We start from the raw sequence: 23,716 nt of genomic DNA, 5'->3' as shown, positions 1-23,716 counted from the left end.
CTGCACTCCTTCAGGGATCGAACTTCATGGCGTTTTTCAAGTTCCGCACGCGCGGCCAGCAAGGCAACGAAGGACGCAGCGCACCGGCTGCCGTCCCCGCGGAAAGTGTCGAAACCATGCGCCGCCGCGCGCGGCACCGGCTGGTGGGCGCGGCCGTTCTGGTGCTGCTTGGCGTCATCGGCTTTCCGCTGTTGTTCGACACCCAGCCGCGGCCGGTGTCGGTCGACATTCCCATCGAGATTCCAGACCGCAACAAGGTCAAGCCGCTGCCGGTGCCCGCCACGCCCGCGCCTGCCGCACCCACCGGCGCAGCCGACGGCAGTTCGCGCGTTGCGGCCGCACCATCGCCTTCGTCTTCGGGCGGCATGATCACCGAGACCGCCGACGGCACCGAAATCGACCCGAGCAAGCCGGCGCCAAGCACGCCGCCAGCTGCCACGGCCCCTGCCAAGCCCGCGGCCGAACCCAAGCCGGAGCGCAAGCCCGAACCAAAGCCTGAAGCTAAACCCGAGCCCAAGCCGGAACCCAAGCCCGAGCCGAAGCCAAAGCCCGAAGCCAAGCCCGAAGCCAAGCCGGAAGCCAAACCCGAGCCCAAGCCCGCGGCGCCCAAGCCCGCTGCGGTCGACGACGGCAATCGCGCGCGCGCCTTGCTCGAAGGCAAGCCTTCCAACACCAGCACCAAGCCCGCCGCGTCCGAAGACAGCGGCCGCTTCGTGGTGCAGGTCGGTGCCTTTGCAGATGCCGACAAGGCACGCGAGGTGCGGCAGAAACTCGAGAAGGCGGGCCTCAAGACCTATGTGCACGTGGCCAAGACGGCCGACGGCGAGCGCACGCGTGTGCGTGTCGGCCCGTTCAGCTCGCGCGCCGAGGCGGACAAGGCCGCGGATAAGGTCAAGGGCTTGTCTTTGTCGGCCGCCATCCTCACGTTGTAGTAGCCATCGCTCGCTGCCGTGGCCTTGCTCGACTGGATTGCCGTCACGCTCATCGTGGTGTCGATGCTGTTCGGCCTGTGGCGGGGCCTGGTGTTCGAAGTGATTTCGCTGGCGGGTTGGGTGGCGGCCTTCATTGCCGCCCAGTGGCTGGCGTCGGACGTGGCGGCATGGCTGCCGTTCGGCGACCCGCAGGCCACCTGGCGTTATCCGCTGGCCTTTGTGCTGGTGTTCGTGGCGGTGGCGTTCGGCGTGGGCCTGGTGGCCGCGCTGACGCGAAAGCTGATTGCGGCTGTCGGCCTCCGGCCGGTGGACCGGATTTTGGGTGGGGCCTTCGGAGCGGCGCGGGGTGCGGTTGCCCTGCTCGTGCTGGCGGTCATTGTTCATTTGCTGGCGTTGAGCGACAGTGCCTGGTGGCACGAATCGCACAGCGCCATTGTTCTCGATGCGGCATTGCAGGGCCTGAAACCCGCGCTGCCTGAAAAGTTGGCAAGCTACCTGCCCTGAGAGGAATCGTTCATGTGTGGAATCGTCGGCGTTGTCAGCAACGCACCCGTCAATCAGCTGCTCTATGACGCCTTGCTGCTGCTGCAGCATCGCGGCCAGGATGCGGCCGGCATCGTGACCCTGCTCGAACGCAAGTTCTTCATGCACAAGGCCAAGGGCATGGTGCGCGACGTGTTCCGCACCCGCAACATGCGCGCGCTGCCCGGCAGCGTGGGCCTGGGCCAGGTGCGCTACCCGACCGCCGGCAACGCCTACAGCGAGGAAGAGGCGCAGCCCTTCTACGTGAACGCGCCCTTCGGCATCGTGCTGGTGCACAACGGCAACCTCACCAACGCGCATGCGCTGCGCGCGGAACTGTTCTCCACCGACCACCGCCACACCAACACCGAGAGCGACTCCGAAGTGCTGCTCAACGTGCTGGCGCACGAGCTCGAGCGCGCATCGCGCGGCGTGCCGCTGAATCCGGCCGAAGTGTTTGCCTCGGTCAAGAACATGCACAAGCGCCTGCGCGGCTCGTATGCCGTGGTGTCGCTGATTGCCGGCCATGGGCTGCTCGCTTTCCGCGATCCGTACGGCATTCGCCCGCTCTGCATGGGCCGCAGCGCCGACGGCACCGTGATGGTGGCCAGCGAATCCGTGGCGCTCGAAGGTTCGGGCCACGTGTTCGAACGCAACATCGAGCCCGGCGAAGCGGTGTTCATCGACCTGCAAGGCAAAGTGCACTCGATGCAGTGCGCCGAAGCGCCCACGCTGAACCCCTGCATCTTCGAATTCGTCTACCTGGCGCGTCCGGACTCGGTGCTCGACGGCATTTCGGTGTACCAGGCTCGCCTCAATCTCGGCGAAACGCTGGCCAAGCGCGTGGTGTCCACCGTGCCGCCGAACCAGATCGACGTGATCATTCCGATTCCGGAATCGAGCCGCCCGAGCGCCACGCAACTCGCGCACCTGCTGGGCGTGCCGTACCGCGAAGGTTTCGTGAAGAACCGCTACGTGGGCCGCACCTTCATCATGCCGGGGCAGGGCGTGCGCAAGAAGTCGGTGCGCCAGAAGCTCAACGTGATTGCCAGCGAGTTCAAGGGCCGCAATGTATTGCTGGTCGACGACTCGATCGTGCGCGGCACCACCAGCCGCGAAATCGTGCAGATGGCCCGCGATGCCGGTGCGCGCAAGGTCTACCTCGCCAGCGCCGCGCCGCCGGTGCGCTACCCCAACGTCTACGGCATCGACATGCCCACCAAGGACGAGTTGGTAGCGCACGACCGCACGGTCGACGAGATCCGCGAGCTGATCGGCTGCGACGCGCTGATCTATCAGGACGTCGATGCCATGAAGCGCGCCATCGGCTCGCTCAACCCGAAGCTGAATGGCTTCGACGCCTCCTGCTTCGACGGCGTGTACGTGACCGGCGACATCGACACCGAAGCCATCTCGCGCATGAACGGCAACCGTCCGCGCATCGAAGAAACCGAAGAAGATTCGTCGCGCCTTGCGCTTCCCAATCACAGCGAGTGAGAGCTGAATTGACCGATGAACGAACCCTGCCGCCCGGACTGCACCGCGACACGCTCGCGCTGCGCACCGGGCTGGCGCCCAGCCAGCACGGCGAGCACTCCGAAGCGCTGTTCCTGACCAGCGGCTTCGTGCAGCCGGACGCCGAAACGTCGGCGCGCCGCTTTGCCGGTACCGAAGCGGGCTTTACCTACTCGCGCACTTCCAACCCGACGGTCACCAGCTTCGAGCAGCGCCTTGCGGCCATGGAAGGCACGGAAGCCGCCATCGGTGCTTCCACCGGTATGGGCGCCATCCTCATGATGTGCATGGGCCTGCTGAAGGCCGGCGACCATGTGATCTGCTCGCGTTCGGTGTTCGGCTCCACGCTGAATCTGTTCGGCAAGGAGTTCGCCAAGTTCGGTGTCGAGACCACCTTCGTCTCGCAGACCGACGTGGCCGAATGGCGCGCGGCCCTGAAGCCCAACACCAAGCTGCTGTTCGCCGAAACGCCGACCAATCCGCTGACCGAGGTGTGCGACATCCGTGCGCTGGCCGACCTGGCGCACGGCGCCGGCGCGCTGCTCGCGGTCGACAACTGCTTTTGCACGCCCGCGCTGCAGCGCCCGACCGAACTGGGCGCCGATCTCATCATTCATTCGGGCACCAAGTACCTCGACGGCCAGGGCCGCGTGATGGCCGGCGCAATCTGCGGTCCGTCGAAGCTCATCGTCGATGTGTTCGGCCCGGTGGTGCGCACCGCCGGCATGGCGCTGTCGCCGTTCAATGCGTGGGTGGTGCTCAAGGGGCTGGAAACGCTCGGCATTCGCATGCAGGCGCAGTGCGCCAATGCGCTGGCGGTGGCGCAGTGGCTCGAAACGCAGCCCGGCGTTGCTCGCGTCTACTACCCTGGCCTGGCCTCGCATCCCCAGCATGAACTGGCCATGCGCCAGCAGTCGGGGCAGGGCGGGGCGGTGGTGTCGTTCGACGTGGTCGGCAACGACCCCGAAACGGCGCGCGCCAATGCCTTCCACGTGATCAACAGCACGCGCGTGGTGAGCATTGCCACCAACCTGGGCGACACCAAGACCATCATCACGCACCCCGGCACCACGTCGCACGGGCGCCTGACCGAAGTGCAGCGCCAGGCCGCCGGCATCAGCCAGGGGCTCATCCGCGTGGCGGTCGGCCTCGAGTACATCGACGACATCAAGGCCGACTTGCTTCGCGGTCTTGGCTCCCTGAAATCCTGATCGATCCCATGACCGGCAAAGTTCGCACCCGCATCGCTCCGTCTCCCACCGGGTTTCTCCACCTGGGCACCGCGCGTACCGCGCTTTATTCGTGGGCCTATGCGCGCCACCACGGCGGCGAGTTTGTGCTGCGCATCGAAGACACCGACGTGGCCCGCTCCACGCAGGATTCGACCGACCAGATCCTGGCTTCGATGCACTGGCTTGGCCTCGACTATGACGAAGGCCCGATCTACCAGATGCAGCGCCTGGAGCGCTACCGCGAAGTCATTGCTCAGATGCTTGCGGCCGGCACGGCCTACCACTGCTACTGCACGCCGGCCGAGCTCGATGAAATGCGTGAAGCGCAACGCGCGCGCGGCGAAAAGACGCTGTACGACCGCCGCTGGCGCCCCGAGCCGGGCAAGGTGCTGCCGCCCGTGCCGGAAGGCGTGCCGCCCGTGGTGCGCTTTTGCAATCCGCCCGAAGGCGACGTGACCTGGAACGACCTCGTCAAGGGCGAGATCACCATCAACAACCGCGAGATCGACGACCTCATCATCTTGCGGCCCGATGGTGTGCCTACCTACAACTTTGCGGTGGTGGTCGACGACTGGGACATGGCCATCACGCACGTGTTCCGCGGCGACGAGCACATCAACAACACGCCTTGGCAGATCAATATCTTTCGCGCGCTTGGCGCGCCGCTGCCGCAGTTCGGCCATGTGCCGGTCATCCTGGGTGACGACGGGCAAAAGCTCTCCAAGCGCCGCGGCGCCGTGAGCGTTACCGCGTATGAAGAGAACGGCTACCTGCCCGAGGCCATGCTCAACTATCTGGCGCGCCTTGGCTGGAGCCACGGCGACGACGAGCTCTTCACGCGCGAGCAGATGGTGAGCTGGTTCGACGGCTCGCACCTGTCGAAGAGCCCCGCGCAATGGGACGCCGCCAAGCTCGCGTGGGTCAATGCGCAGTACATCAAGGCCAAGCCCGACGCAGAGCTTGCACCGCTGGTGGCTGCGCAACTGAAGAAGCGCGGCATCGAGGCCGACGATCGCCTTGCCGCCATCTGCGCGCTCTTCAAGGACCGTTGCGAAACCACGGTGGCACTGGCCGACTGGGCCGCCGCGTTCTACGCGGACGTGACGCCGAGCGAAGCCGATCGCACGCAGCACGTCACCGATGCGGTGAAGCCCGTCATCGCCACGCTCGCCGAGAAGTTCGCGAGCGTGCCGTGGGAAAAAGTTTCGATCGCCGCGGCCATCAAGGAAGTTCTGGCCGCACATTCTGTGAAAATGCCTGTGTTGGCCATGCCGGTTCGCGTCCTCGTGATGGGAACACCGCAGACGCCATCCCTCGATTCGGTGCTCGCAATTTTTTCTCGTGAAAAAGTTGTGGAGCGTCTGAAAAGGGCCTGATTTTTCGGTCTATAATTCGAGGCTCGACACCCACACGGGGGTATAGCTCAGCTGGGAGAGCGCTTGCATGGCATGCAAGAGGTCATCGGTTCGATCCCGTTTACCTCCACCATCAAAGTGTCGAGAAGAAGATAAGTGCTGATCGCAGCACGGTTCCTAAGGTTTTGACCCTATCGTCTAGAGGCCTAGGACACCACCCTTTCACGGTGGCTACCGGGGTTCGAATCCCCGTAGGGTCGCCAGTTTCATGCAAGTGAAGCAGGCACGAGTTGTCGACACTCGGCTCCGCAAGGAGTGAACGTTGTCTACCAGGAGTGGTAGTTCAGTTGGTTAGAATACCGGCCTGTCACGCCGGGGGTCGCGGGTTCGAGTCCCGTCCACTCCGCCAAACACAAGCCCCTGTAGCAGTTCTTGCTACAGGGGCTTTTTGTTTGTTTGGCTCAGTCGATGCTGCGCGCGGAATTGGTGAGAGAGCGCGCGCACAAAAGCAGCGTTGGTGCCAGCTTGCGCACGGCGTCTTCCAGAGTCCATCGGCTGGTCGGCGCAACCAGGTGCACCGATGCGACCGGCCGGCCTTGGCTGCCCATCACGGGCGCCGCAATCGTCATGTCGCCGAGAAACAGCTCCTCGGCATTGGTGGCAAAGCCCTGCAGCTTCGCCTGGCGCAACTCTTCAAGGATTTCATCGACACCGGTGCGTGTGTGGGCCGTGTGGGGCACGCGGTCGCAGGCTTCGATGAGCGTGCGCGCCTCGTCTTCAGGCAGCGCGCTCAAGTAGGCACGCCCCGAAGCTGTGCAGTACATCGGAATGCGGCTGCCGATCGGCATGTGAACCGGCACGAACTGCGCGCTGACAAAGCGCGCGACGTAGACCATGTCGACGCCGTCGGGCTCGGTCAGGCAAGAGGTTTCCGTGGTGACCTTGGTCAGCTCGGACAGAAACGGATTCGCCACCTCGATGAGCGGATTCGCTGCCAGGTAGTTGAACCCGATCTCCATCACGCGCGGTGTGAGCTGGTAGCGCCGGGTTCTCGGGTGCTTGCGAACGTAGCCGAGTTTCTCGAGCGTGAAGATCATCCGCTGCGCCGAACTCTTGGTGATGTCGGTGGCTTCGGCCACGTCGGCCAGCGTCATGGTGCGGCGCCGGGCGCTGAAGGCCTGCAGCACGGCCAAGCCCTTCTCCAGCGACTGGTTGAACAGCAGACTGGGGCTTTCTTCGCGGGCAATGTCGGGTGTGGCGTCCATGGATGCAGAGTATAGCCACCTGGATTAAAAATATCGTATATCGATACTCAGAAGGCGAATAGTGGTTTGTATTGATTGATATGAGATTCAAAAGAATCGATTATTGGCACGCATGTTGCGTTGCCCGCTGAGGCTTTATTCCTTTCTGCCCATTCCACCTTCTTCTTCGAGGAGTGCTTCCATGAATCGCATCGTTCGCCACCTTCATCGCCTTGCCCTTGGCCTGTGTGTCGCAGGCGCCGCCTCGCTGGCCGGTGCGCAGGGGGCCGCGCCGGCTACCTACAACGTGGGCGCTACGGCGACCGGCGTGCCGTTCACCTTCCTGGACGTGAAAACCAACACCATCCAGGGAATGATGGTCGACACGGTCACCGCCGTCGGCAAGGCCGGCGGTTTTGGCGTGAACGTGCAGCAGACGGTGTTCTCGGCCCTCATTCCTTCGCTCACCGCCCGCAAGATCGACATCGTCTCGGCCGCCATGCTCAAGACCGCGGCGCGCCAGGAGGTAGTCGACTTCAGCGACCCGGTCTATTCCTACGGCGAGGGCCTGATCGTCAAGAGCGACGACACGCGCGCCTATGCATCGCTCGACGAACTCAAGGGCGAAGTGGTCGGCGCGCAGGTCGGCACCGTGTTCTTGGACATGCTCACCAAAAAGGGGATCTTCAAGGAGGTGCGCAGCTACGACTCGGTGGCCGACATGACCCGCGACCTTTCGCTGGGCCGCATCAAGGCCGGCCTTGGTGACCAACCCATCATTGCCTACCAGCTGCGGCAGAACAACTTTCCGGGCGTGAAGCTGGTCGAGAGCTACAAGCCCGTGAACGTCGGCGACGTGTGCCTGGTGGTGCGCAAGGGCGATACCGAGACGCTGGCCCGCCTCAACAAGGCCATTGCGGCGGTCAAGGCCGACGGGACGCTCGCCAAGATCGTCCAGAAATGGGGCATCTGACGCATTGCACCCATGGCTGCTTCTTTCCTCCAGAACGCGCAGGACTTTCTGCCGATCCTGCTGCAGGGTGCCGTCGTCACCGTGCAGGTCACCGTGCTCTCTTTCCTGCTCAGCAGCGTGCTCGGCCTCGGGCTCGCGCTGATGAAGCTCTCGCCCATACGTGCACTCTCGTGGGCGGGCACGGTCATCGTCAACGTGATCCGGGGCTTGCCCATCATCGTGCAGCTCTTCTACATCTACTTCGTGCTGCCGGAGTTCGGGGTGCAGCTCACGGCCTTCCAGGCCGGCGTCATCGGCCTTGGCATTGCCTACTCGGCCTACCAGGCCGAGAACTTCCGCGGCGGTATCGAAGCCGTGGATGCGGGCCAGCGCGAGGCGGCCCAGGCCATGGGCATGCGCTCGGCGCTGATCATGCGGCGCGTGATCCTGCCGCAGGCCTTTCGCATCGCTCTGCCGCCCTACGGCAACACGCTCGTGATGATGCTGAAAGACTCCTCGCTGGTCTCGACCATCACCGTGGCCGAGATGACGCGCGCCGGCCAGCTCATTGCTTCGTCGACGTTCCAGAACATGACCGTCTACACGCTGGTCGCGCTGCTGTATCTGTTGATGAGCCTGCCGCTGGTCTACGGGCTGCGGCGGCTCGAAAAGCGCTTCGGCGCTGGAAGGAAGCACCCATGATCCGCGTCGATGGACTGGAGAAGTGCTTCGGCGCGCACCGCGTGCTGCAGGGCGTGAGCCTGCATGTCGATGCCGGCGAGGTGGTGTGCCTGATCGGGCCCTCGGGCTCCGGCAAGTCCACGGTGCTTCGCTGCATCAACGGGCTCGAATCGTATGAAGGCGGAGAGGTGCGCGCATTCGGCGAACGCGTCGACCGCAACGGCAAGAGCATCCACCGGCTGCGCAGTCGCATGGGCATGGTGTTCCAGCGCTTCAACCTGTTTCCGCACCGCACCGTGCTGGAGAACGTGATGGAGGGCCCGGTCTACGTGCTGGGCCACAAGCCCGCGAAGGCGCGCGAGGAAGCGCTCGCGCTGCTGGCCAAGGTCGGGCTTGCCGAGAAGGCGCAGGCCTATCCGGCCCAGCTCTCGGGCGGCCAGCAGCAGCGCGTGGCCATTGCCCGCGCACTCGCGATGAGGCCCGAAGCCATGCTGTTCGACGAGCCCACGTCGGCGCTCGACCCCGAACTGGTCGGCGACGTGCTCGGCGTGATGCGGGCCCTGGCCGACGAAGGCATGACCATGATCGTGGTCACGCACGAGATGGGTTTTGCGCGCGAGGTGGCCGACCGCGTCTGCTTCCTGCACAGCGGCAGCATCGTGGAGGAAGGCCCGGCGGCGCAAGTGCTGGGCGCGCCGAGGCAGCCGCGCACGCAAGACTTTCTGCGCCGGGTGCTGCATCCGTCGGCCGTGCCTGCCGAGGTGCGTTCATGAGCTCACCGCAGCCCTCGCTGCAGCCTTTGCCGTTACCGCCCTCGCTGTGGGCGGCCACTGCGCCGCCCGCGCCTCCGGCGCCGCCGCTTTCCGAATCGCGCAGGGCCGATGTACTGATCGTCGGCGGCGGGTTCACCGGCCTGTCGACCGCGCTGCACCTGGCCGAGGCAGGCGTGCAGGTTTGCCTGCTCGAAGCGCATGAACCCGGCTGGGGCGCCTCGGGGCGCAACGGAGGGCAGGTCAATCCCACCCTGAAGCATGACCCCGAAGACCTGGTCCGGCTCTACGGCCCCGAGCGTGCTGAGCCGTTGATCGATGCCGTTTCCCGTTCGGCCGACGTGGTGTTCGACCTGATCGCGCGCCACGGCATCGACTGCCAGCCAGTACGCAACGGCTGGCTACAGGTGGCCTACTCGCCCCAGCAGGTGGCGGGCCTGCAGGCGCGTGCGGAGCAGTGGGCTAGGCGCGGCGTGAAGACGGAAGTACTGAACCACGCAGCGGTGAGCGCGCGCCTGGGCACCGAAGCCTTCGCGGGCGGTTGGCTCGACCCGCGCGCAGGCGGCATCCAGCCGCTGGCCTATACGCGCGGCCTGGTGCGGGCCGCACAAGGCGCGGGCGCAGCGGTGCACGGCGGCACGAAGGTCACGGCACTTGAGCGCCGCGGTGCGCACTGGCACGCGACCACGTCCACCGGTGCCACCGTCACGGCCGATCAAGTGGTGCTCGCCACCAACGGCTACACAGGGCCGCTGTGGCCGGGGCTGTCGCGCACCGTGCTGGCGGCCAACAGCTTCATCGTGGCCACGACGCCGCTCAAGGGCGCCGCCGCCGATGCGATCTTGCCGCGCGGCGAAACGGCCTCGACCTCGCAGCGCTTGCTGCTCTATTTCCGCAAGGATGCGCAAGGCCGCTTGCTGATGGGCGGACGCGGCCACTTCGCCGATCCTTCCGGTCCCTCGGACTTCTCGCACCTCGAACGCTCGCTCGCGCTGCTGTTCCCCACGCTGGGCCCGCTGCGCTACGAGTACCGCTGGGCCGGCCGCATCGCCGTCACGCGCGACTTCATGCCGCATGTGCACACGCCCGCGCCGGGCCTGACCATTGCGCTGGGCTACAACGGGCGAGGCATCGCGCTGGCGACGAGCATGGGAAAGCACCTGGCGTCTCGGCTAGTGGATGCGAAGGCGGAGTTTCCGTATCCGGTGACGGGGATACAGCCGATACCGCTGCATGGCCTGCAGCGGTTCTATGTGGCGGGAGGGGTGGCCTGGTACAGCCTTCTCGACCGGTTGGCCTCATAGCGCGAATTGTCCGACACGGGGAGCCGACGCGTGCCGACCGGCCGGTGCGCGCGCACCTGTAGCTTGGGCGTTTGCTCACCGACGAAAGGAATTCACATGAACAAGCACCAACTCGAAGGTATGAAGGTCGCCATCCTCGTGACGGACGGCTTCGAACAGTCCGAAATGACCAACCCCCGCAAGGCCCTCGAAGCCGCGGGCGCGGAAACGAAGATCGTGTCGCCCAAGAACGATCGCGTGCGCGGCTCCAGGCACGGCGACCCGGCCGATACCTTCACCGTCGACATCCCGCTTGCGCAGGCGGCCGCGCACGAGTTCGACGCGCTGCTGCTGCCCGGCGGCGTGATGAGCCCCGACGCGCTGCGCATCAATGAGCAGGCCGTGGTTTTCGTGCAGGACTTCGTCAAGGCCCACAAGCCGATTGCCGCCATCTGCCACGGCCCGTGGACGCTCATCGAGGCCAAGGGGGTCGAGGCCCGCACCATGACTTCGTGGCCGTCGCTGCGCACCGACCTGAAGAACGCCGGCGCCAAGTGGGTGGACAACGACGTAGTGGTCGACGGCAACCTGGTGACCAGCCGCGGCCCGAAGGACCTGCCGGCGTTCGACCGCGAAATGGTCCGGCTCTTTGCCGACGCCCACGCGCACGCCTGACCGGGCTTGCTCTTGCCGCCATGACTGTTCAATGGGACGAGCTGCGCGTTGCGTACGAAGAGTGGCGCAGCCAGCGAGACAAATACGACCGGTGGATGACCGACATCGCCGCCGGCAAGCCGTATGACAAGTCGGCGCTGCAGCGCGACCTGGAAGAACTCGATGCGCTGCACAAGGTCTTCCTGCAGAAGGCTCGGCCGTTCGTACACCCGAAGCCCTGAACGCATCGCGCTCGACGCATGGATGCGCGAGAGCGTTTCCATAAGCTGCCGTTATCACTAAACAACAGGCGCAGGCATTCCGTGCCCGCGCTTGCATGCCGATACTTCCGTCTCCCCTCAGGAGACGCACCTGTTCACGCCAAAGTATCCGCAAGAAGCATTGCAACGCCGCACCGCAGCGGGCGGCGGCGTGCGTGCCGTCGACAGCCATGCGCATGTCTTCCTGAGCAGCCTGCCGCTCGCCCCGCAGCGCCGGCACGCGCCCGACTACGACGCCACGCCCGCTGAATACCTGGGCCTGCTGGATGCCCACGGCATCTCGCATGCGCTGCTGGTCCAGCCGAGCTTCCTGGGCACCGACAACAGCTTCATGCTTGGCGCCTTGCGCGCCTGCCCGGATCGCTTGCGCGGCGTTGCCGTGGTCGCACCCGAAACGCCCCTTGCCGAACTGCGCGCACTTGCGGACGCAGGCATCTGCGGCATCCGGCTCAACCTCATGGGCCTGCCCTTGCCCGATTTCTCGCAGCCCCTATGGCAAGCCCTGCTGCAGCATGTGCGCAGCCTCGACTGGCATGTCGAAGTACACCGGCCTTCGCACGACTTGGCGGCGGCAGGCCAGCCGGTGCTCGATGCCGGCTGCAGGCTCGTTGTCGATCATTTTGGGCGGCCCAGTGGCAGCACGGCTGCGGATGCCGGTTTCGACTGGCTCCTGCGCGCGGCGGCAAAAGGCCGCACCTGGGTGAAGCTGTCGGCCGCCTACCGCAACTGGCCAGACCCTGCCGGCGCCGATGCCCGACGGGCCGCGCGCTCGCTGCTCGAAGCCGCGGGTCCGCAGCGCCTGCTGTGGGGCAGCGATTGGCCCCATACCGAACACCGGGAACACACGAGCTACCCGCACACGCTGGCGGTGCTGGACGAGTGGATTCCTGACCCCCAAGCGCGGCGCTGCATCCTGGCCGAGACCCCGGCGGCGCTGTTCCGTTTTTCCAAGGAGACATCATGAAAGCACACAGCGCATTGCGCGCATGGATTCCGGCTGCCTGCGTCGGCACGGCACTTCTCGCCACTGCGATGAGCGCCGCGGCGCAGGCGTGGCCGGCAAAGCCGGTGAAGATGATCGTGACCTACCCGCCGGGCGGCACGGTCGACGTGGTGGCGCGCGTCATCGCGCCCAAGCTCTCGGCCCGGCTCGGGCAGCCGGTGGTGATCGACAACCGCGCCGGCGCGGGCGGCGCCATTGGCGGCGACCTTGTGGCCAAGAGCCCGGCCGACGGCTACACGATCATGCTCGACGCTTCCAACCATTCGCAGAACCCCGCGCTGCGAAGCAAGATGCCGTTCGACACGCTGCGCGATCTGGCGCCGGTCTCGCTGCTGGTCCGCGTGCCAAACGTGCTCGTGGTCAACCCCTCCGCGACGATCACGGGCGTGAAGGATCTCATTGCACAGGCAAAGGCCAAGCCCGAGCACATCAACTACGCGTCTTCTGGCAACGGCTCGGCGCAGCATCTCTCGGCAGAGCTTTTCAGCGCCATGGCCGGCGTGCGCATGACGCACGTGGCCTACAAGGGCGGCGGTCCCGCGCTCACCGATGTCATGGCCGGCCAGGTGCCGGTGTTCTTCGCAAGCCTTGCGTCGAGCCTGCAGTACATCCAGGGCGGCAAGCTGCGCGCGCTGGCGGTCACGGGCAAGGCGCGCTCGCCGGTCATGCCGCAAATTCCGACAGTGGCCGAATCGGGGCTTGCGGGCTACGAGGTTTATGAGTGGAACGGCGTGTTCGTTCCGGCCGGAACGCCCGCGGCCGTGGTCGACAGGCTGTCGAAGGAACTGGCCGCCGTGGTGCGCGACCCTGAAGTCCGCGCCCGCCTTGAAGGCATGGGGGCCGAAGTGATCGGTTCCAATCCGGCCGAGCTCGATGCGTTCCGGCGCGCCGAAATCGCCAAGTGGACCCAGGTCGCCAAGACCAACAAGATCGAACTGGACTAGGCGGCAAGCATCTCGGCGAAGGCGTCCGCAAAAGCCGGGCGCGACCGCGCGAGCCACATCGCGGCAAGCTCGAAAGGCGGCAGCCCCGCACCGTCGCGCACTTCGGCATAGCGCACGCCCTCATGCCGAAGCGCGCGAACCGAACTCGGCAGCAGCGACCAGCCCAGCCCCGCCGCCACGCAAGACAGCACGGTCAGCGTGCGGTTGGCGTCCTGCACGATGCGCACCTCGTGCCCGGCCGCGCGAAAAGCCGCCAGCACCTGGGTGCGCAAGGCCGACATCTGCAGGCTTGGAAACCACACCAGCCCGTGCGCGGCGATGTCCGCCAGGGAAACGCAGCCGTCGGCCCCGATCCGATGCGAGGCGGGCACGGCCGCCACCAGCAGTTCTTCGCCGAGACGCTTCTCGTGTACGCGCGCATTCACGGCCACGGGCGGATGCAGCAGCGCGATGTCGATGCGGCCGCCCTCGAGCGCCTCGACCTGCTCGGCGTTGCTCATCTCGCGCAGAGAAATGTCGAGCTGCGGATAGGCCTCGCGCAGCCGCCGCAGCGCGCGGGGCAGCACTTCATACACCGCGTGGGTCACAAAGCCGATGGTCAGCCGGCCCGCGCGTCCGGCGCCCATGGCTCGAACGCGTTCGGCCGCCGCATCACCGTAGGCAAGGCTGGCCCGCAGGTCGTCGACGATGGCCAGCCCTGCCTCGGTGAGGGCGGCGCCGCGCCGTGTGCGCGTGAAGAGTTTGGTGCCGACTTCGCTTTCGAGCCGGTTCAGCATCTGCGTCAACGCGGGTTGCGCAAGGCCGAGATTTTCGGCGGCGCGGGTAAGGCTGCCGGCCTCCGCGATCGCCACGATACAACGCATCTGCCGGGTTTCCATGCGGCATTCTATGAACCGGCCCGAGCGGAAAGTGCCGCGCGTGCCGAACGCCCGGCGCCCCGGTTCCCGCCCCACCTTGCCTGCACGATGCCCAGCAGCGCGAGAACCGGCAGCGCCAGTTCCAGAACCTCCTCGAAGCTGAGCACCAGGTAGCGGTACAGGCCCGTGGACCTGCCGCTCAACGCGTCCTGGTCCGCAAGCACCGCGGGTAACTGGTCGAGAACGATCGCGGTCCCGATCACTGCGGCAAAGGTCAGCAGGGTGGTGGCTTCCGGCCGCCATTGCCACCATGCGCGCAACGCGTCGCGCGCAGACCAGGCGCGCCTTGCAAGCCATGCGCCGGCCACGGCAATGGGCGCGAAGACCAGGCTGCCGTGGTGCCCCAGGTGCCCATCCGCTTCGCGCGCGGCAAAGGCAACAAGCACGATGCAGAGGGCCGTCTTGTCCAGCCGCGACAGCGACGCCACGCGCACCGCCGCCAGGCATGCCGCCGCGGCAAGGTACAGCAGAACCGTGCTCTTCTCGACCGGTCCGCTTTCCTCCAGGACCGCCGGCCCGATCGACCCGGGCGTGTTCAACCCGATCCATGCCGCGGCAAAGCCGAACACCAGCACCAGCGAAGGCCCCGCGGTGCCGGCTGCCAATGCGCGCAGCGGCCACGCCAGCGCGGCAGTGGGTGTGCGGGCAAACTTGCGCCCCACGGCATGAAGTGCAACCAGCGCACCGGCGATGCACGCGCCCAGCAGCGCACCTGCCGCAATGTCGAACGGAAAATGGATGCCCGCATAAATGCGCGACCAAGCCGTGACCGTGGCCACGGCAAGAACCAGCAGCCCCACGTCACGCAGCCCGCGCTGCAGCAGCAGCATGAAAGCCATGGTGAACATCACCGAGGCGTGGGTGCTGGGCAGGCCCGCCCGCGCGCCGTGCGGCACATGGGCGGGGCTCAGCCCCACCATGAAGGGGCGCGGCATACCGATGGACGCCGCGATCTCGTGCGAGATCAGCGAAGCCGCGCCTCCGGCGGCCAGTACCGCCAGCACGCAGATGCACTGCGCGGGGCGGCGCCATGCCACCCAGGCAAGAATGGCCGCGCATACCCACGACGAGCCCAGCGCAATCGCCGATGCGAACCACAGCAACGTGGGGGAGGGAGAGAAGCCGGCGGCGAGTGTGTCGAAGAGCGCGAGGTTGAGTGAATTCATCCGTCAGTATCAAAAAGAAACGGCGGCCTCGTTGCTGCGAGGACGTGAGTCCGGGCTCAATTTAGCACCCGTCCGGCTTGCCGCGCGGCATGCCCGACCGCTGGAGAAAGGATCAGCCGGTGCGATTGACACCGCACCAGCGTGCCATGAAAACGGCGAGCACGACGGTCACCTGCATCAGGCTGTCGATGGAAACCCACTCGTCGATGCCGTGGATGCTGGAGCCCGTGGGGCCGAAGCAGACTGCGGGCGTCTGCTTGATGGCCTTGTCGCGAATCGTTCCGGGCGGGTGCGTGCCGGTGTAGGCGCTGGGGGCATACGGGTTCGCGCTCTGGCGGGGCGCGGGACGCGAGGAGGGCTCGACGCGACGCCCACCAAGTCAGCGCAGGAGGCCGGCCACCATGTTGGCCGCGCCCTGGTAATTCTGGCGTGCGTGGCGGCGCTCGAACTCGTGCAGCCGGGCGGCGAGTTCGGCATGCTTCGCGGTCGCGCCTGCTGGCAGGACCCGCGTAGCCGATGCCTGCGCCAACGCATGCGCCAGGTCCGTGCCCATCCGCTGCGAAAGTGGCCAACCGGCACCCAGCGGCTCCAGCCGCCAGTCGGCCCAGTGATGGATCTTGAAACCGCCGTCCTCTTCGCGGTAGATGGCATTGCCGGAAAGATCGGGCAGCACCAGTTGCAGCGGCATGGCATGCACAGCTTGCAGGAGCCCGGGCCAGGCGAGCCGCAGTGTCTCGATATCGTTTGCCTGCGATGTGTCGGCGGCAGCTTGTGCGAGCGCATCGAAGCGCACCTGCAAGAGCCGCTCGGGCAGGGCGACGCGTGAACGGCGGTACCGCTCCACCAGCTCCAGCGGCGGCTCGAAGGCCATCAACTGGGTGCGCAGCGCCAAGACGCCTCGCGCGAGTTCCGCCCCGTCGATCCGGCGTGCCCGCGGGTTCCAGCGCATCGCGTGGCAGGCATAGCCGCCCACGCGCATGCTGCCCAGCCATTCGAAAGCCGGCAACCCCGCAGTGCCACCGCCCAGAAGATCGGCTTCCTGCTGGGCCGCCGCATCGCGCGCATGATCGAAGAGCTTGAAGAGAAAGCCCTGTTGCACGGCACCTTCGGCATCGAGCACTTTCACGAACAGCGCCTTGATGTTGCCGGCGGCCATGGTGCGGGTTTGCACATCCAGCCGCCTGCCGTCGAGGTGCAGGTCGAGCGAAACACCGAGCTGCCTGCCGAGCAGGTCGAGCATCCATTCTTCGCGGCGCACCGGCTCCAGCAACTCGTCGAACGGGCTGCGAACCGCCGCCGGTGCCTGCCACTGCACATCGGGCAAAAACAGGGCGCGGACCTGGCTGCGCTGCCTGTCGAGCGCAGCCAGATGAAGCACCGCCTGGGCAATCTGCTGCAGTGCCTGCCGCAAGAGAATCAATGCCACCAGCACCTGCTGCAGGGGCGGGAGGGCGTCGCGCCAGTATTGCCAGACGATGTAGGCCAGCGCGCAGAAGAATCCTCCTTGCACGAACCCGCCCATGAACCGGTTCAGCGAGCTGCGCAATGCGTGCGCCAGCTGTGGCCGCCATGCGGTCGAGGCGTGCAATGCCAGCGGCACCAGCCCGCACCACAGCAGGCAGACCAGCAGCAGCGGAGGATGGAGAACCGCCAGCGCCACCATGGCCACGGCCGCAAAAACCACGGCGGCAATGCTGCGCAGCAAGCGTTGGTAGGCCTGCCTCGCGGTCTTCGACTGGTTGTTGAACAGCCCTGTCTTTTCGCTGGCCCGCCACTGCCGCCGTGCACCCCGCTCGCAGAGCCGGTCGATCAGCTTCTCGGCCGCCAGGTGCAGCACATAGGCCGCCACGATGGCTCCGCCGATGAGCAGCACCTGGGTTTTCTGCGGCAGCACCGTGATGGCGTGCGGCACAAGCGTGGGCACATATGGCCCGGCCAGCATGACCACGAGCTTCCACGGCAGCCACAGCGTGAGCAGCAAACCCAGCTGCGATGCCAGCACCGCTCCCACCACCAGGACCACATGGCCCGGCGTGTGGGCCATCAACGCGCGATAGACCGGCAGGCAACTGCGAATGGCGCCCATGCCGGTCAATGCAATGCCGACTGCAGCGCCAGGAAGGCGTCCATCTCCGCGGTGGCGGCGGTGCCCAAGCGCCTGGCCTGCGCACGCACCACCTGCAGCACCTCCCGGAAGATCTCGGCGTCATGCGCGGGGGAGCGCTGGTCTTCTTCCTTCCAGCCGAAGGCAGGCCAGCCGTTGCGCGCCGAGACCTGCCGGTCCAGCGGACCGAGCGCCTCGAACAGCGCCTTCATGAAGGCAGCGCCGCGCAGCAGGTCGTCATGGATGACCGGGCTGCCGTCGACATAAGTGCTCCGTGCCAGGTCGGCCGGGAGCTTGAGGCGGCCATCGGGATCCAGCAGCGCGGCAACGCGGTTCCACATGGCGCTGGCCTCGTAGGTTTCGGCAAACACCTGCGCCTGGAGGGCCTGCAAGGTGCCGGGCAGCGGCCGCTCGGGCCCCATGCCCGGGCGCAACGCGTACTCGGCCCAGCGCGCGGTGCCCTCCAGGAACCAGCGCGCCTTGAACATCGTGTAGCCGTACTGGTACTGGTGGAAGAGCTCGTGAACCGGCGTGACGTTCTGGTTCGAATGGCTGTTCAGCAGGTCGATGCGCAGTGCGCAGTGCCCTTTGGGGCCGTCGGTTCCCAGGCGGTAGTTCGTCGCTTCGTCGTAGGAGCGGCCGTTGCCTTTTTCCATCTTGAACAGGAAGACGTCGATCGACGCGGTGTGCGCATTGCGGGCCTGGCGCATCGGATGCGTGAGCCCCATCACCTCGGAAAAAATGCGCCGCCCCGCCACGAGCTGCGTGGCCACGTCCTCGACCTTGTCGGGCACGCCGTTGCGGTTGGCGTCGCGGGCGTCGGGCAGCGCATGCTCGCCGTGCAGTGTGTAGACGATGCGGAACTCGTCGCGCACATGGCTGCGATCCAGGCGCGGAAGATTTGCCTTGCGCGCCGTTCCGCATTCTTGCGCCGCCGAAGGAAGAGCGGTGGCGATCATGCAGCCGACGAAGAGAAGAGCCGCTTTCCATAAGCCGTGCCGCTGACCGTATGGCGCAGGCACGGCATCTCGCGAGTGTTTCATGGCGCTTCCCTTGGCGGTACTTCGGGTGGACCGTGGCTCTTCCATCGCCGCGGCCAGCGTGGCCGCGCGCCAGTATGCCATTGGCGAGAATAGCGGCGCGTCCGGTGCTTGCCTGCCTGCACTACGCCAGCGCGACCGCCTCCATCTCGACCTTGAACCCGAAGTGCAGCGGCCCCGTCGGCACGATGGCACGGGCCGGCCGCGCATTGCCGGCCCACTCCGCGTAGAGGGTGTTGAAGGCCGGCCAGTTCTCGATGGCGTCAAGGTAGACGCGAACCTGCACCAGGCGATCGATGCTGCTACCGGCCGCAACCAATGCGGCCTTCACGTTGTCGAGCACCTGGCGCGTCTGTTCTTCGAACGAGGCCTCGGTCAGCTTGGCACCGCCGGGCGCAATCGGCAGTTGGCCGGAAACGAAGACAAAGCCGTTGGCCACGGTGGCGTGGCTGTAGTGCCCGCCCGGTGCGGCCAGGCCTTCGGGCGCGATGTGTTGAGCGGTGCTTGTCATGCGCTTCTTTCTCACCAGCCGTGGAACCGGCTCCAGGTTGCGAGTGTTCCATCTTGCGCCAGCGCGTGGTACTGCGGAAACTGCGCGCCGGTGGCGCAGGCGTGGTTGGGCAGTATGCGCAGCTGCGTGCCGATGGGAAAGCGCGCCGCAATGTCCGTGTCGGGCGTGCCTTCGCGCGAGAGGATGCCGTGCTCCTGGTTGGCGCCGCTCAGCACATAGCCGTCGATCGGCTCACCGTCGACCCCGCAGACCTGGCCGTAGCCGTAGTCGCGCTTCTGCTTCTGCGTGCCGCGGTCGCGGCTCATCGCCATCCAGCCCGCATCGACGATTGCCCAGCCCTTGTCCGGCTGGTGGCCGATCACCGTCGTGAGCACGCTCAGCGCAATGTCCGAAGTGGTGCAGACGCCGATGTTCTTCATCACCAGGTCGAAGAACACATACACGCCGGCACGCACTTCGGTCACGCCGTCGAGTTGTTGCGCATGCAACGCGGTGGGCGTGGAGCCGACGCTGACCACCGGGCAGGGCAGGCCCGCGGCGCGCAGGCGCTCGGCCGCGCGCACGCAGCCCGCGCGTTCCTGCTCGGCCATGGCCGCCAGTGCCTCGGGCGTGTCGAGCTCGTAGCTGGAGCCCGCATGCGTGAGCACGCCGCCCAGCCTCATGCCGCCTGCGTGCAAGGCGCTTCCCGCTTCGAGCAGCGCTGCTTCGTCGGGCTTGATACCGGAGCGGTGGCCGTCGGTGTCGATCTCGATCCACACCTCGAACACCTCGCCATGCGCGCGGCCGAACTCGGCAATTGCCGTCGCCGAAGCCGCGCTGTCGGTAATGATCTTCAGGTCGCAGCCCTTGCGGCGCAGCGCGAGTGCCTGCGGCAGCCGGTGCTGCGCCATGCCGACCGCATAGAGGATGTCCGTGATGCCGTCGGCAAAAAACTGTTCCGCCTCCTTGAGCGTGGAAACGGTGATGCCCTGCGCACCCGCGGCCAGCTGGGCGCGCACGACCGGCGTGCATTTGGTGGTCTTCACATGCGGGCGAAACCGCGTGGACAACGCGTTCATGTGCGCCTGCATCCGGTCGATGTTGTGCTGCATGCGCGGCAGGTCGATGAGGGCGGCCGGCGTGTCGCGCGTGGCCAGGTGCGAAGGTGTGTTCATGGGCCTGACTGTAGTCATCCGAGGGGCGTGCGTGGTTTAATGAAACTACAACAATCGTTAAGCCCAGCTGAATGCTCCGCATCGAAGACCTGCAACTTGCCGCGGCGCTCGCGCAGGCGCCCTCGCTGAGTGCCGCGGCGCGCGCGTTGAACGTCACGCCGCCCGCGCTGTCGATGCGGCTGCGCAAGCTGGAAGCCACCCTGGATGTGGCTCTGGCGGTTCGCACCGCAAGGCGCCTGAGCCTGACGCCGGAGGGCGAGCGCTTTGCGCGCGAGGCGGCGGCGTTGCTGGCCGGGCTCGAGGCGTTGCCGCAATCGTTCCAGCGCAACGACCGCCGCTTGACCGGCACGCTGCGCATTGCGGCGCCCTTCGGCTATGGAAGGCAGCGCATCGCGCCGATGCTCGCGCGCTTTGCGCGGCTGCATCCCTCGCTGGGCCTTCAGCTCGACCTGAGGGAAACGCCGTGGCCCGACAGGCACGATTCGGATGTGGTGATTCACATCGGCACGGTGCGCGATTCGTCGTGGGTTGCGCGCACGCTCGCCTTCAATGAGCGCTGGCTGTGCGCGAGCCCGGGTTACTTGCGCACGCACGGCACGCCCAGCGAGCCGCGCGACCTGCTGAAGCATTGTTGCATCAGCATCCGCGAGAACGAGGAAGACGTGACGCTGTGGCATTTCCAGCGGCCCGCTGCGAAGGCGACGGGAAAGGCAAAGGTGCTCGATGCCGCGCGGCGGCAGAAGCCGCGCGAGACCGTGCGCGTCGTGCCCAGCTACACCTCGAACGACGGCACCGTGGCGCGCGAGTGGGCCGAGCAGGGCCTTGGGCTGGTGCTGCGCTCCGAGTGGGATGCCGCGGAGTCGATTGCCCGCGGAACCCTGGTGCGGGTGCTGCCCGATTGGGCGCTCGATAGTGCGCCCGTGACGGCGCTGGTGCCCACGCGGCAGGGCCGCACCGCGCGCGTCCAGGCGCTGCTCCAGTTCTTTGAGGAATCGCTCGGAAAACTGCCGGCTCAGCGGCGCTGAGAGATCCGGCTGCAGGCAGCCGGCACGTTCTGATCAGCTCGCCAGTTGCGCCTGCAGTTCGGCGACCTGCTTGCGCAAGGCGTCGTTCTCGGCCGTGAGTTCTGCCACGCGCTGCTCCAGCAGCAGGAGCGCGTCGGCCTTTGCCGGCTGGTCGGCCGTGTTCGATTCAGCCGACTCAGCCGCCTCGGCCGCTTCCTCGCGCGGCTTGCGTTTGGCTTCGCGAACCCGCTTGGCGGCCTGCTTGAGTTCGTCCTTGCCCGCGTTTGCCGCGGAAACCTGTTCTTCGGCGGGCAGGCTGGCCACCGCCGCCGCGGTGTTGATGGAAATCACGCCCGACTTCACGGCTGCGACCAATTCGGGCGCGGCCTGTTTCTGGATCTTCTCGATCATCACCACCTGGTTGCTGCTGAGCCGCGCTGCGCGTGCAATGGCTTCGCGGCTGCTCAGCGGTGCGGGAGGTGGCAGGGCAGGGGCGTCGTCAGCAGACGTTCCGGCGGCGGGTGGGTCGGCATCGAACGGCGCGCCGTCGTCGGACGGTGCCGTGTCGGCCATTGCGCGCGCGCGGCGCTCGTCGACGATGTCTTTCTTTCGCAGTGCCAGCACGCCGCGAAGAAAGTCGGAGATGCTGCGCCGGCCCAGGTGCTGGTCGATCATCCAGAGGTGCACGTCCTCGATCGTCTTGAAGCGCGTGTTCTGCACAGTTTGAAAAGGCAGGCCGTGCTTCTGGCAAATGCCGTAGCGGTTGTGGCCGTCCACCAGCACGTCGCCCCACAGCACCAGCGCATCGCGGCAGCCCTCGGTGAGGATGCTGCGCTCCAGCGCCTCGTGCTCCTCCGGAGTCAATGGATCTATATAGGCTTTGAGTTCTTCGTTGACGACGATGTTCATGAGGCAGGGATCGGGGAAAGGGGCGGAATTCTAGTTGGCGGCCGCACGCGATCATCTGGCTGTCATGCAAGCGGCCCACCATCGCCGAACGTTTGGTTGCGCTAAATCCGGCGCGCGGCTGTCTCGCTTTGGTGCGCTCGAACGTCTACTGGGTATGGAGCATGAAGGGATCGGGAAATGGGGCATTTTTGTATCCACAAGTAGTAATAATTCTCATTTGTATTGAGCACTTCAGGAGTACCTCCCTCATGTTCATGTGTCTTCAACCTCGTCAACGTTCTTTCGCGCCGTTTGCGCTGCGCCTCGCATGATGAGAGAGCCCATCGACATGGCGTTGCCTCTTTCCGAGCCCACGCTCGCCGAAGTCTTTATCGCGAACCGTCCGCAGCTTTTGCGCGTGGCACGGCGGATCGTGCGCACCGCGGAACTCGCCGACGACGTGCTGCAGGACGCCTACCTGAAGATCACCGACGGCCCCTGCGTGCGCAAGGCCGACAGGCCGATCGGCTATTGCTGCCAGGTGGTGCGCAACGTGGCGCTCGACTGCTGCCGGCGCCATACCGTCGAAGCCAACTACCGCACCTTCGACGTCGATGTCGAGGCGCTGGATGTGGCGGGCCCGCCTTCGCCCGACCGCCTGATGCGCGAGCGCCAGGCCATTCACGCGATCGACAAGGTGCTGGCCGCACTGCCCGCGCGAACGCGCCTGGTGTTCGAGCTCTATCGCCTCGAGGGCCTCACACAGCGCGAAATCGCATTGCGCCTGGGTTGCGCGCTCGGGCTGGTGAACGGGTTGATCGCCGAGGCGGCACAAGCGATCAAGGAATGCGGCCGGCTGCTCGACGACGATTGAGCCCTGGCATTCGACGCCCTGAAGGCGTGCGAGATTGGTGTAAGGTAAAAGCCTTAGCGCCGATGCATTGTGCTGCCGCGCAATGCCACACATCTTCACGCACATGACACAAGAACAGGACGATCCCATCTGGAACGCCGCATGGCAATGGGTGCAGCGCGAGTACGACCGCGAGAGCTTCGATGCCGCTGCGCGCAGCGAGATGACTGCCTGGCTTCTTGCAGACCCCCTGCATCGCAAGGCCTACGACAAGGCGGCCCGCCTGTGGCTGCTCGCGGGCCTTGTACCGCCTGAGTCTCCGCCTGCTTCTCCCCCTGCTTCTTCGGAGTGAACAGATCGCGTCCTGAAACGTCTTGTTGAACAGAGGAGCGAACAGAAGGCCCGCCGGGCCTCCTGATCGCCAGAACCTGTTCAACCGCATAAGGACGCATCCATGTCGACGAGCTGCTTCGATCGCGAAGACGAGACCTTCATTGTTCTGGTCAACCACGAAGACCAGTATTCCATCTGGCCCCACTGGAAGGCCGTGCCAAAGGGGTGGACTGCGGTCGAGGGCATCAAGGGCGACAAGAAGACCGCGCTTGCCTATGTCGAAGAAGGCTGGACCGACATGCGGCCCCGGTCGCTGCGCGAATGGATGGCGCGGCAAGAACAAAACCCGACCACCGAACCTGCGGCCGGTTGACGCGC

Annotated in this window: 26 protein-coding genes and 3 tRNA genes; 21 read left to right on the top strand and 8 right to left on the bottom strand. The window is 66.2% G+C overall.

The annotated features are described in order from the left end of the window. The first annotated feature begins 26 nt into the window (after positions 1-26). From V9K97_RS13440 to V9K97_RS13405, 8 genes are all read left to right on the top strand, one after another. Complete coding sequence (locus tag V9K97_RS13440) at positions 27-932, top strand: SPOR domain-containing protein (protein ID WP_337318578.1); 906 nt, start codon at positions 27-29, stop codon at positions 930-932. Between the two features lie 18 nt (positions 933-950). Beyond that, on the top strand, positions 951-1,436 hold the full coding sequence (locus V9K97_RS13435) for a CvpA family protein (RefSeq protein ID WP_281148075.1): 486 nt from the start codon (positions 951-953) through the stop codon (positions 1,434-1,436). Positions 1,437-1,448: 12 nt separating this feature from the next. Further along, positions 1,449-2,951: an amidophosphoribosyltransferase gene (gene purF, locus V9K97_RS13430; RefSeq protein WP_337318577.1), complete on the top strand. Its 1,503-nt coding sequence runs from the start codon at positions 1,449-1,451 to the stop codon at positions 2,949-2,951. 8 nt (positions 2,952-2,959) lie between these two features. Then, positions 2,960-4,180: an O-succinylhomoserine sulfhydrylase gene (locus V9K97_RS13425; protein WP_337318576.1), complete on the top strand. Its 1,221-nt coding sequence runs from the start codon at positions 2,960-2,962 to the stop codon at positions 4,178-4,180. 8 nt (positions 4,181-4,188) lie between these two features. Continuing rightward, complete coding sequence (gltX, locus tag V9K97_RS13420) at positions 4,189-5,577, top strand: glutamate--tRNA ligase (RefSeq protein ID WP_337318575.1); 1,389 nt, start codon at positions 4,189-4,191, stop codon at positions 5,575-5,577. 36 nt (positions 5,578-5,613) lie between these two features. Continuing rightward, positions 5,614-5,689, top strand: a tRNA-Ala gene (locus V9K97_RS13415). Positions 5,690-5,743: 54 nt separating this feature from the next. Further along, positions 5,744-5,819: transfer RNA gene (locus tag V9K97_RS13410), tRNA-Glu, on the top strand. Between the two features lie 69 nt (positions 5,820-5,888). Continuing rightward, positions 5,889-5,965, top strand: a tRNA-Asp gene (locus V9K97_RS13405). A 52-nt stretch (positions 5,966-6,017) separates the two neighbouring features. Here V9K97_RS13405 and V9K97_RS13400 read toward each other — a convergent pair. Next, positions 6,018-6,821, bottom strand: a complete 804-nt coding sequence (locus V9K97_RS13400) for an IclR family transcriptional regulator (protein ID WP_337318574.1) — start codon at positions 6,819-6,821, stop codon at positions 6,018-6,020. Between the two features lie 181 nt (positions 6,822-7,002). Between V9K97_RS13400 and V9K97_RS13395 the strand changes: the two genes are divergently transcribed. The 8 genes from V9K97_RS13395 to V9K97_RS13360 all read left to right on the top strand — a co-directional run bounded on the left by V9K97_RS13395 (position 7,003) and on the right by V9K97_RS13360 (position 13,368). Beyond that, positions 7,003-7,773, top strand: coding sequence for an ABC transporter substrate-binding protein (locus tag V9K97_RS13395; protein WP_337318573.1), 771 nt, complete (start codon positions 7,003-7,005; stop codon positions 7,771-7,773). Positions 7,774-7,785: 12 nt separating this feature from the next. Continuing rightward, entirely contained in the window at positions 7,786-8,454 is a 669-nt protein-coding gene (ehuD, locus tag V9K97_RS13390; protein ID WP_258501636.1) for an ectoine/hydroxyectoine ABC transporter permease subunit EhuD, read from the top strand. Continuing rightward, on the top strand, positions 8,451-9,206 hold the full coding sequence (locus V9K97_RS13385; RefSeq protein ID WP_337318572.1) for an amino acid ABC transporter ATP-binding protein: 756 nt from the start codon (positions 8,451-8,453) through the stop codon (positions 9,204-9,206). The genes ehuD and V9K97_RS13385 overlap by 4 nt, the downstream gene beginning before the upstream one ends. After that, entirely contained in the window at positions 9,203-10,507 is a 1,305-nt protein-coding gene (locus V9K97_RS13380) for an NAD(P)/FAD-dependent oxidoreductase (protein WP_337318571.1), read from the top strand. The genes V9K97_RS13385 and V9K97_RS13380 overlap by 4 nt, the downstream gene beginning before the upstream one ends. Before the next feature lie 96 nt (positions 10,508-10,603). Further along, positions 10,604-11,161, top strand: a complete 558-nt coding sequence (locus V9K97_RS13375) for a type 1 glutamine amidotransferase domain-containing protein (protein WP_337318570.1) — start codon at positions 10,604-10,606, stop codon at positions 11,159-11,161. Positions 11,162-11,181: 20 nt separating this feature from the next. Beyond that, complete coding sequence (locus tag V9K97_RS13370) at positions 11,182-11,382, top strand: hypothetical protein (RefSeq protein ID WP_157614971.1); 201 nt, start codon at positions 11,182-11,184, stop codon at positions 11,380-11,382. Positions 11,383-11,542: 160 nt separating this feature from the next. Continuing rightward, positions 11,543-12,385, top strand: a complete 843-nt coding sequence (locus V9K97_RS13365; protein ID WP_337318569.1) for an amidohydrolase family protein — start codon at positions 11,543-11,545, stop codon at positions 12,383-12,385. Then, positions 12,382-13,368 carry a tripartite tricarboxylate transporter substrate binding protein gene (locus tag V9K97_RS13360; RefSeq protein ID WP_337318568.1) on the top strand — a complete coding sequence of 329 codons (987 nt, stop codon included), beginning with the start codon at positions 12,382-12,384 and terminating at the stop codon, positions 13,366-13,368. The genes V9K97_RS13365 and V9K97_RS13360 overlap by 4 nt, the downstream gene beginning before the upstream one ends. Here V9K97_RS13360 and V9K97_RS13355 read toward each other — a convergent pair. Then, a complete protein-coding gene (locus tag V9K97_RS13355; protein WP_258501629.1) occupies positions 13,365-14,246 on the bottom strand; it encodes a LysR family transcriptional regulator in 882 nt (293 codons plus the stop codon). The genes V9K97_RS13360 and V9K97_RS13355 overlap by 4 nt on opposite strands. 8 nt (positions 14,247-14,254) lie before the next feature. Continuing rightward, the gene (locus tag V9K97_RS13350) at positions 14,255-15,451 is read right to left on the bottom strand and encodes a phosphatase PAP2 family protein (RefSeq protein ID WP_337318567.1); all 1,197 of its coding nucleotides are present in this window, start codon (positions 15,449-15,451) and stop codon (positions 14,255-14,257) included. 146 nt (positions 15,452-15,597) lie between these two features. Here V9K97_RS13350 and V9K97_RS13345 point away from each other — a divergent pair, with 146 nt between their 5' ends. After that, positions 15,598-15,756 (top strand): hypothetical protein, encoded by a 159-nt coding sequence (locus tag V9K97_RS13345; protein WP_337318566.1) that lies wholly within the window; start codon positions 15,598-15,600, stop codon positions 15,754-15,756. Positions 15,757-15,830: 74 nt separating this feature from the next. Here the strand turns inward: V9K97_RS13345 and V9K97_RS13340 are convergent, their stop codons facing one another. The 4 genes from V9K97_RS13340 to V9K97_RS13325 form a co-directional block, all read right to left on the bottom strand. Further along, entirely contained in the window at positions 15,831-17,537 is a 1,707-nt protein-coding gene (locus tag V9K97_RS13340) for a hypothetical protein (RefSeq protein WP_337318565.1), read from the bottom strand. A gap of 5 nt (positions 17,538-17,542) precedes the next feature. Next, positions 17,543-18,514: a hypothetical protein gene (locus V9K97_RS13335; protein WP_337318564.1), complete on the bottom strand. Its 972-nt coding sequence runs from the start codon at positions 18,512-18,514 to the stop codon at positions 17,543-17,545. 205 nt (positions 18,515-18,719) lie between these two features. After that, positions 18,720-19,106: a RidA family protein gene (locus tag V9K97_RS13330; RefSeq protein ID WP_337318563.1), complete on the bottom strand. Its 387-nt coding sequence runs from the start codon at positions 19,104-19,106 to the stop codon at positions 18,720-18,722. 11 nt (positions 19,107-19,117) lie between these two features. Next, positions 19,118-20,260 (bottom strand): DSD1 family PLP-dependent enzyme, encoded by a 1,143-nt coding sequence (locus V9K97_RS13325; protein ID WP_443303290.1) that lies wholly within the window; start codon positions 20,258-20,260, stop codon positions 19,118-19,120. Between the two features lie 71 nt (positions 20,261-20,331). On the opposite strand from V9K97_RS13325, the gene V9K97_RS13320 reads away from it, so the two are divergent. Further along, positions 20,332-21,285, top strand: a complete 954-nt coding sequence (locus V9K97_RS13320) for a LysR family transcriptional regulator (protein ID WP_337318561.1) — start codon at positions 20,332-20,334, stop codon at positions 21,283-21,285. 33 nt (positions 21,286-21,318) lie between these two features. Here the strand turns inward: V9K97_RS13320 and V9K97_RS13315 are convergent, their stop codons facing one another. Then, positions 21,319-22,173 (bottom strand): plasmid replication/partition related protein, encoded by an 855-nt coding sequence (locus V9K97_RS13315; protein ID WP_337318560.1) that lies wholly within the window; start codon positions 22,171-22,173, stop codon positions 21,319-21,321. A gap of 307 nt (positions 22,174-22,480) precedes the next feature. Between V9K97_RS13315 and V9K97_RS13310 the strand changes: the two genes are divergently transcribed. The 3 genes from V9K97_RS13310 to V9K97_RS13300 all read left to right on the top strand — a co-directional run bounded on the left by V9K97_RS13310 (position 22,481) and on the right by V9K97_RS13300 (position 23,711). Beyond that, positions 22,481-23,026 (top strand): sigma-70 family RNA polymerase sigma factor, encoded by a 546-nt coding sequence (locus V9K97_RS13310; protein ID WP_432445558.1) that lies wholly within the window; start codon positions 22,481-22,483, stop codon positions 23,024-23,026. 103 nt (positions 23,027-23,129) lie between these two features. Continuing rightward, positions 23,130-23,357: a DUF4880 domain-containing protein gene (locus V9K97_RS13305; protein ID WP_258501614.1), complete on the top strand. Its 228-nt coding sequence runs from the start codon at positions 23,130-23,132 to the stop codon at positions 23,355-23,357. Positions 23,358-23,459: 102 nt separating this feature from the next. Further along, positions 23,460-23,711 carry an MbtH family protein gene (locus V9K97_RS13300; RefSeq protein WP_337318559.1) on the top strand — a complete coding sequence of 84 codons (252 nt, stop codon included), beginning with the start codon at positions 23,460-23,462 and terminating at the stop codon, positions 23,709-23,711. The last annotated feature ends 5 nt before the right edge of the window (positions 23,712-23,716 follow it).

The organism is Variovorax sp. CCNWLW186, assembly GCF_037203865.1.
In the GTDB taxonomy this organism is placed as follows: Bacteria; Pseudomonadota; Gammaproteobacteria; order Burkholderiales; family Burkholderiaceae_C; genus Variovorax.
This window is presented reverse-complemented; position numbering and strand designations above follow the sequence as displayed.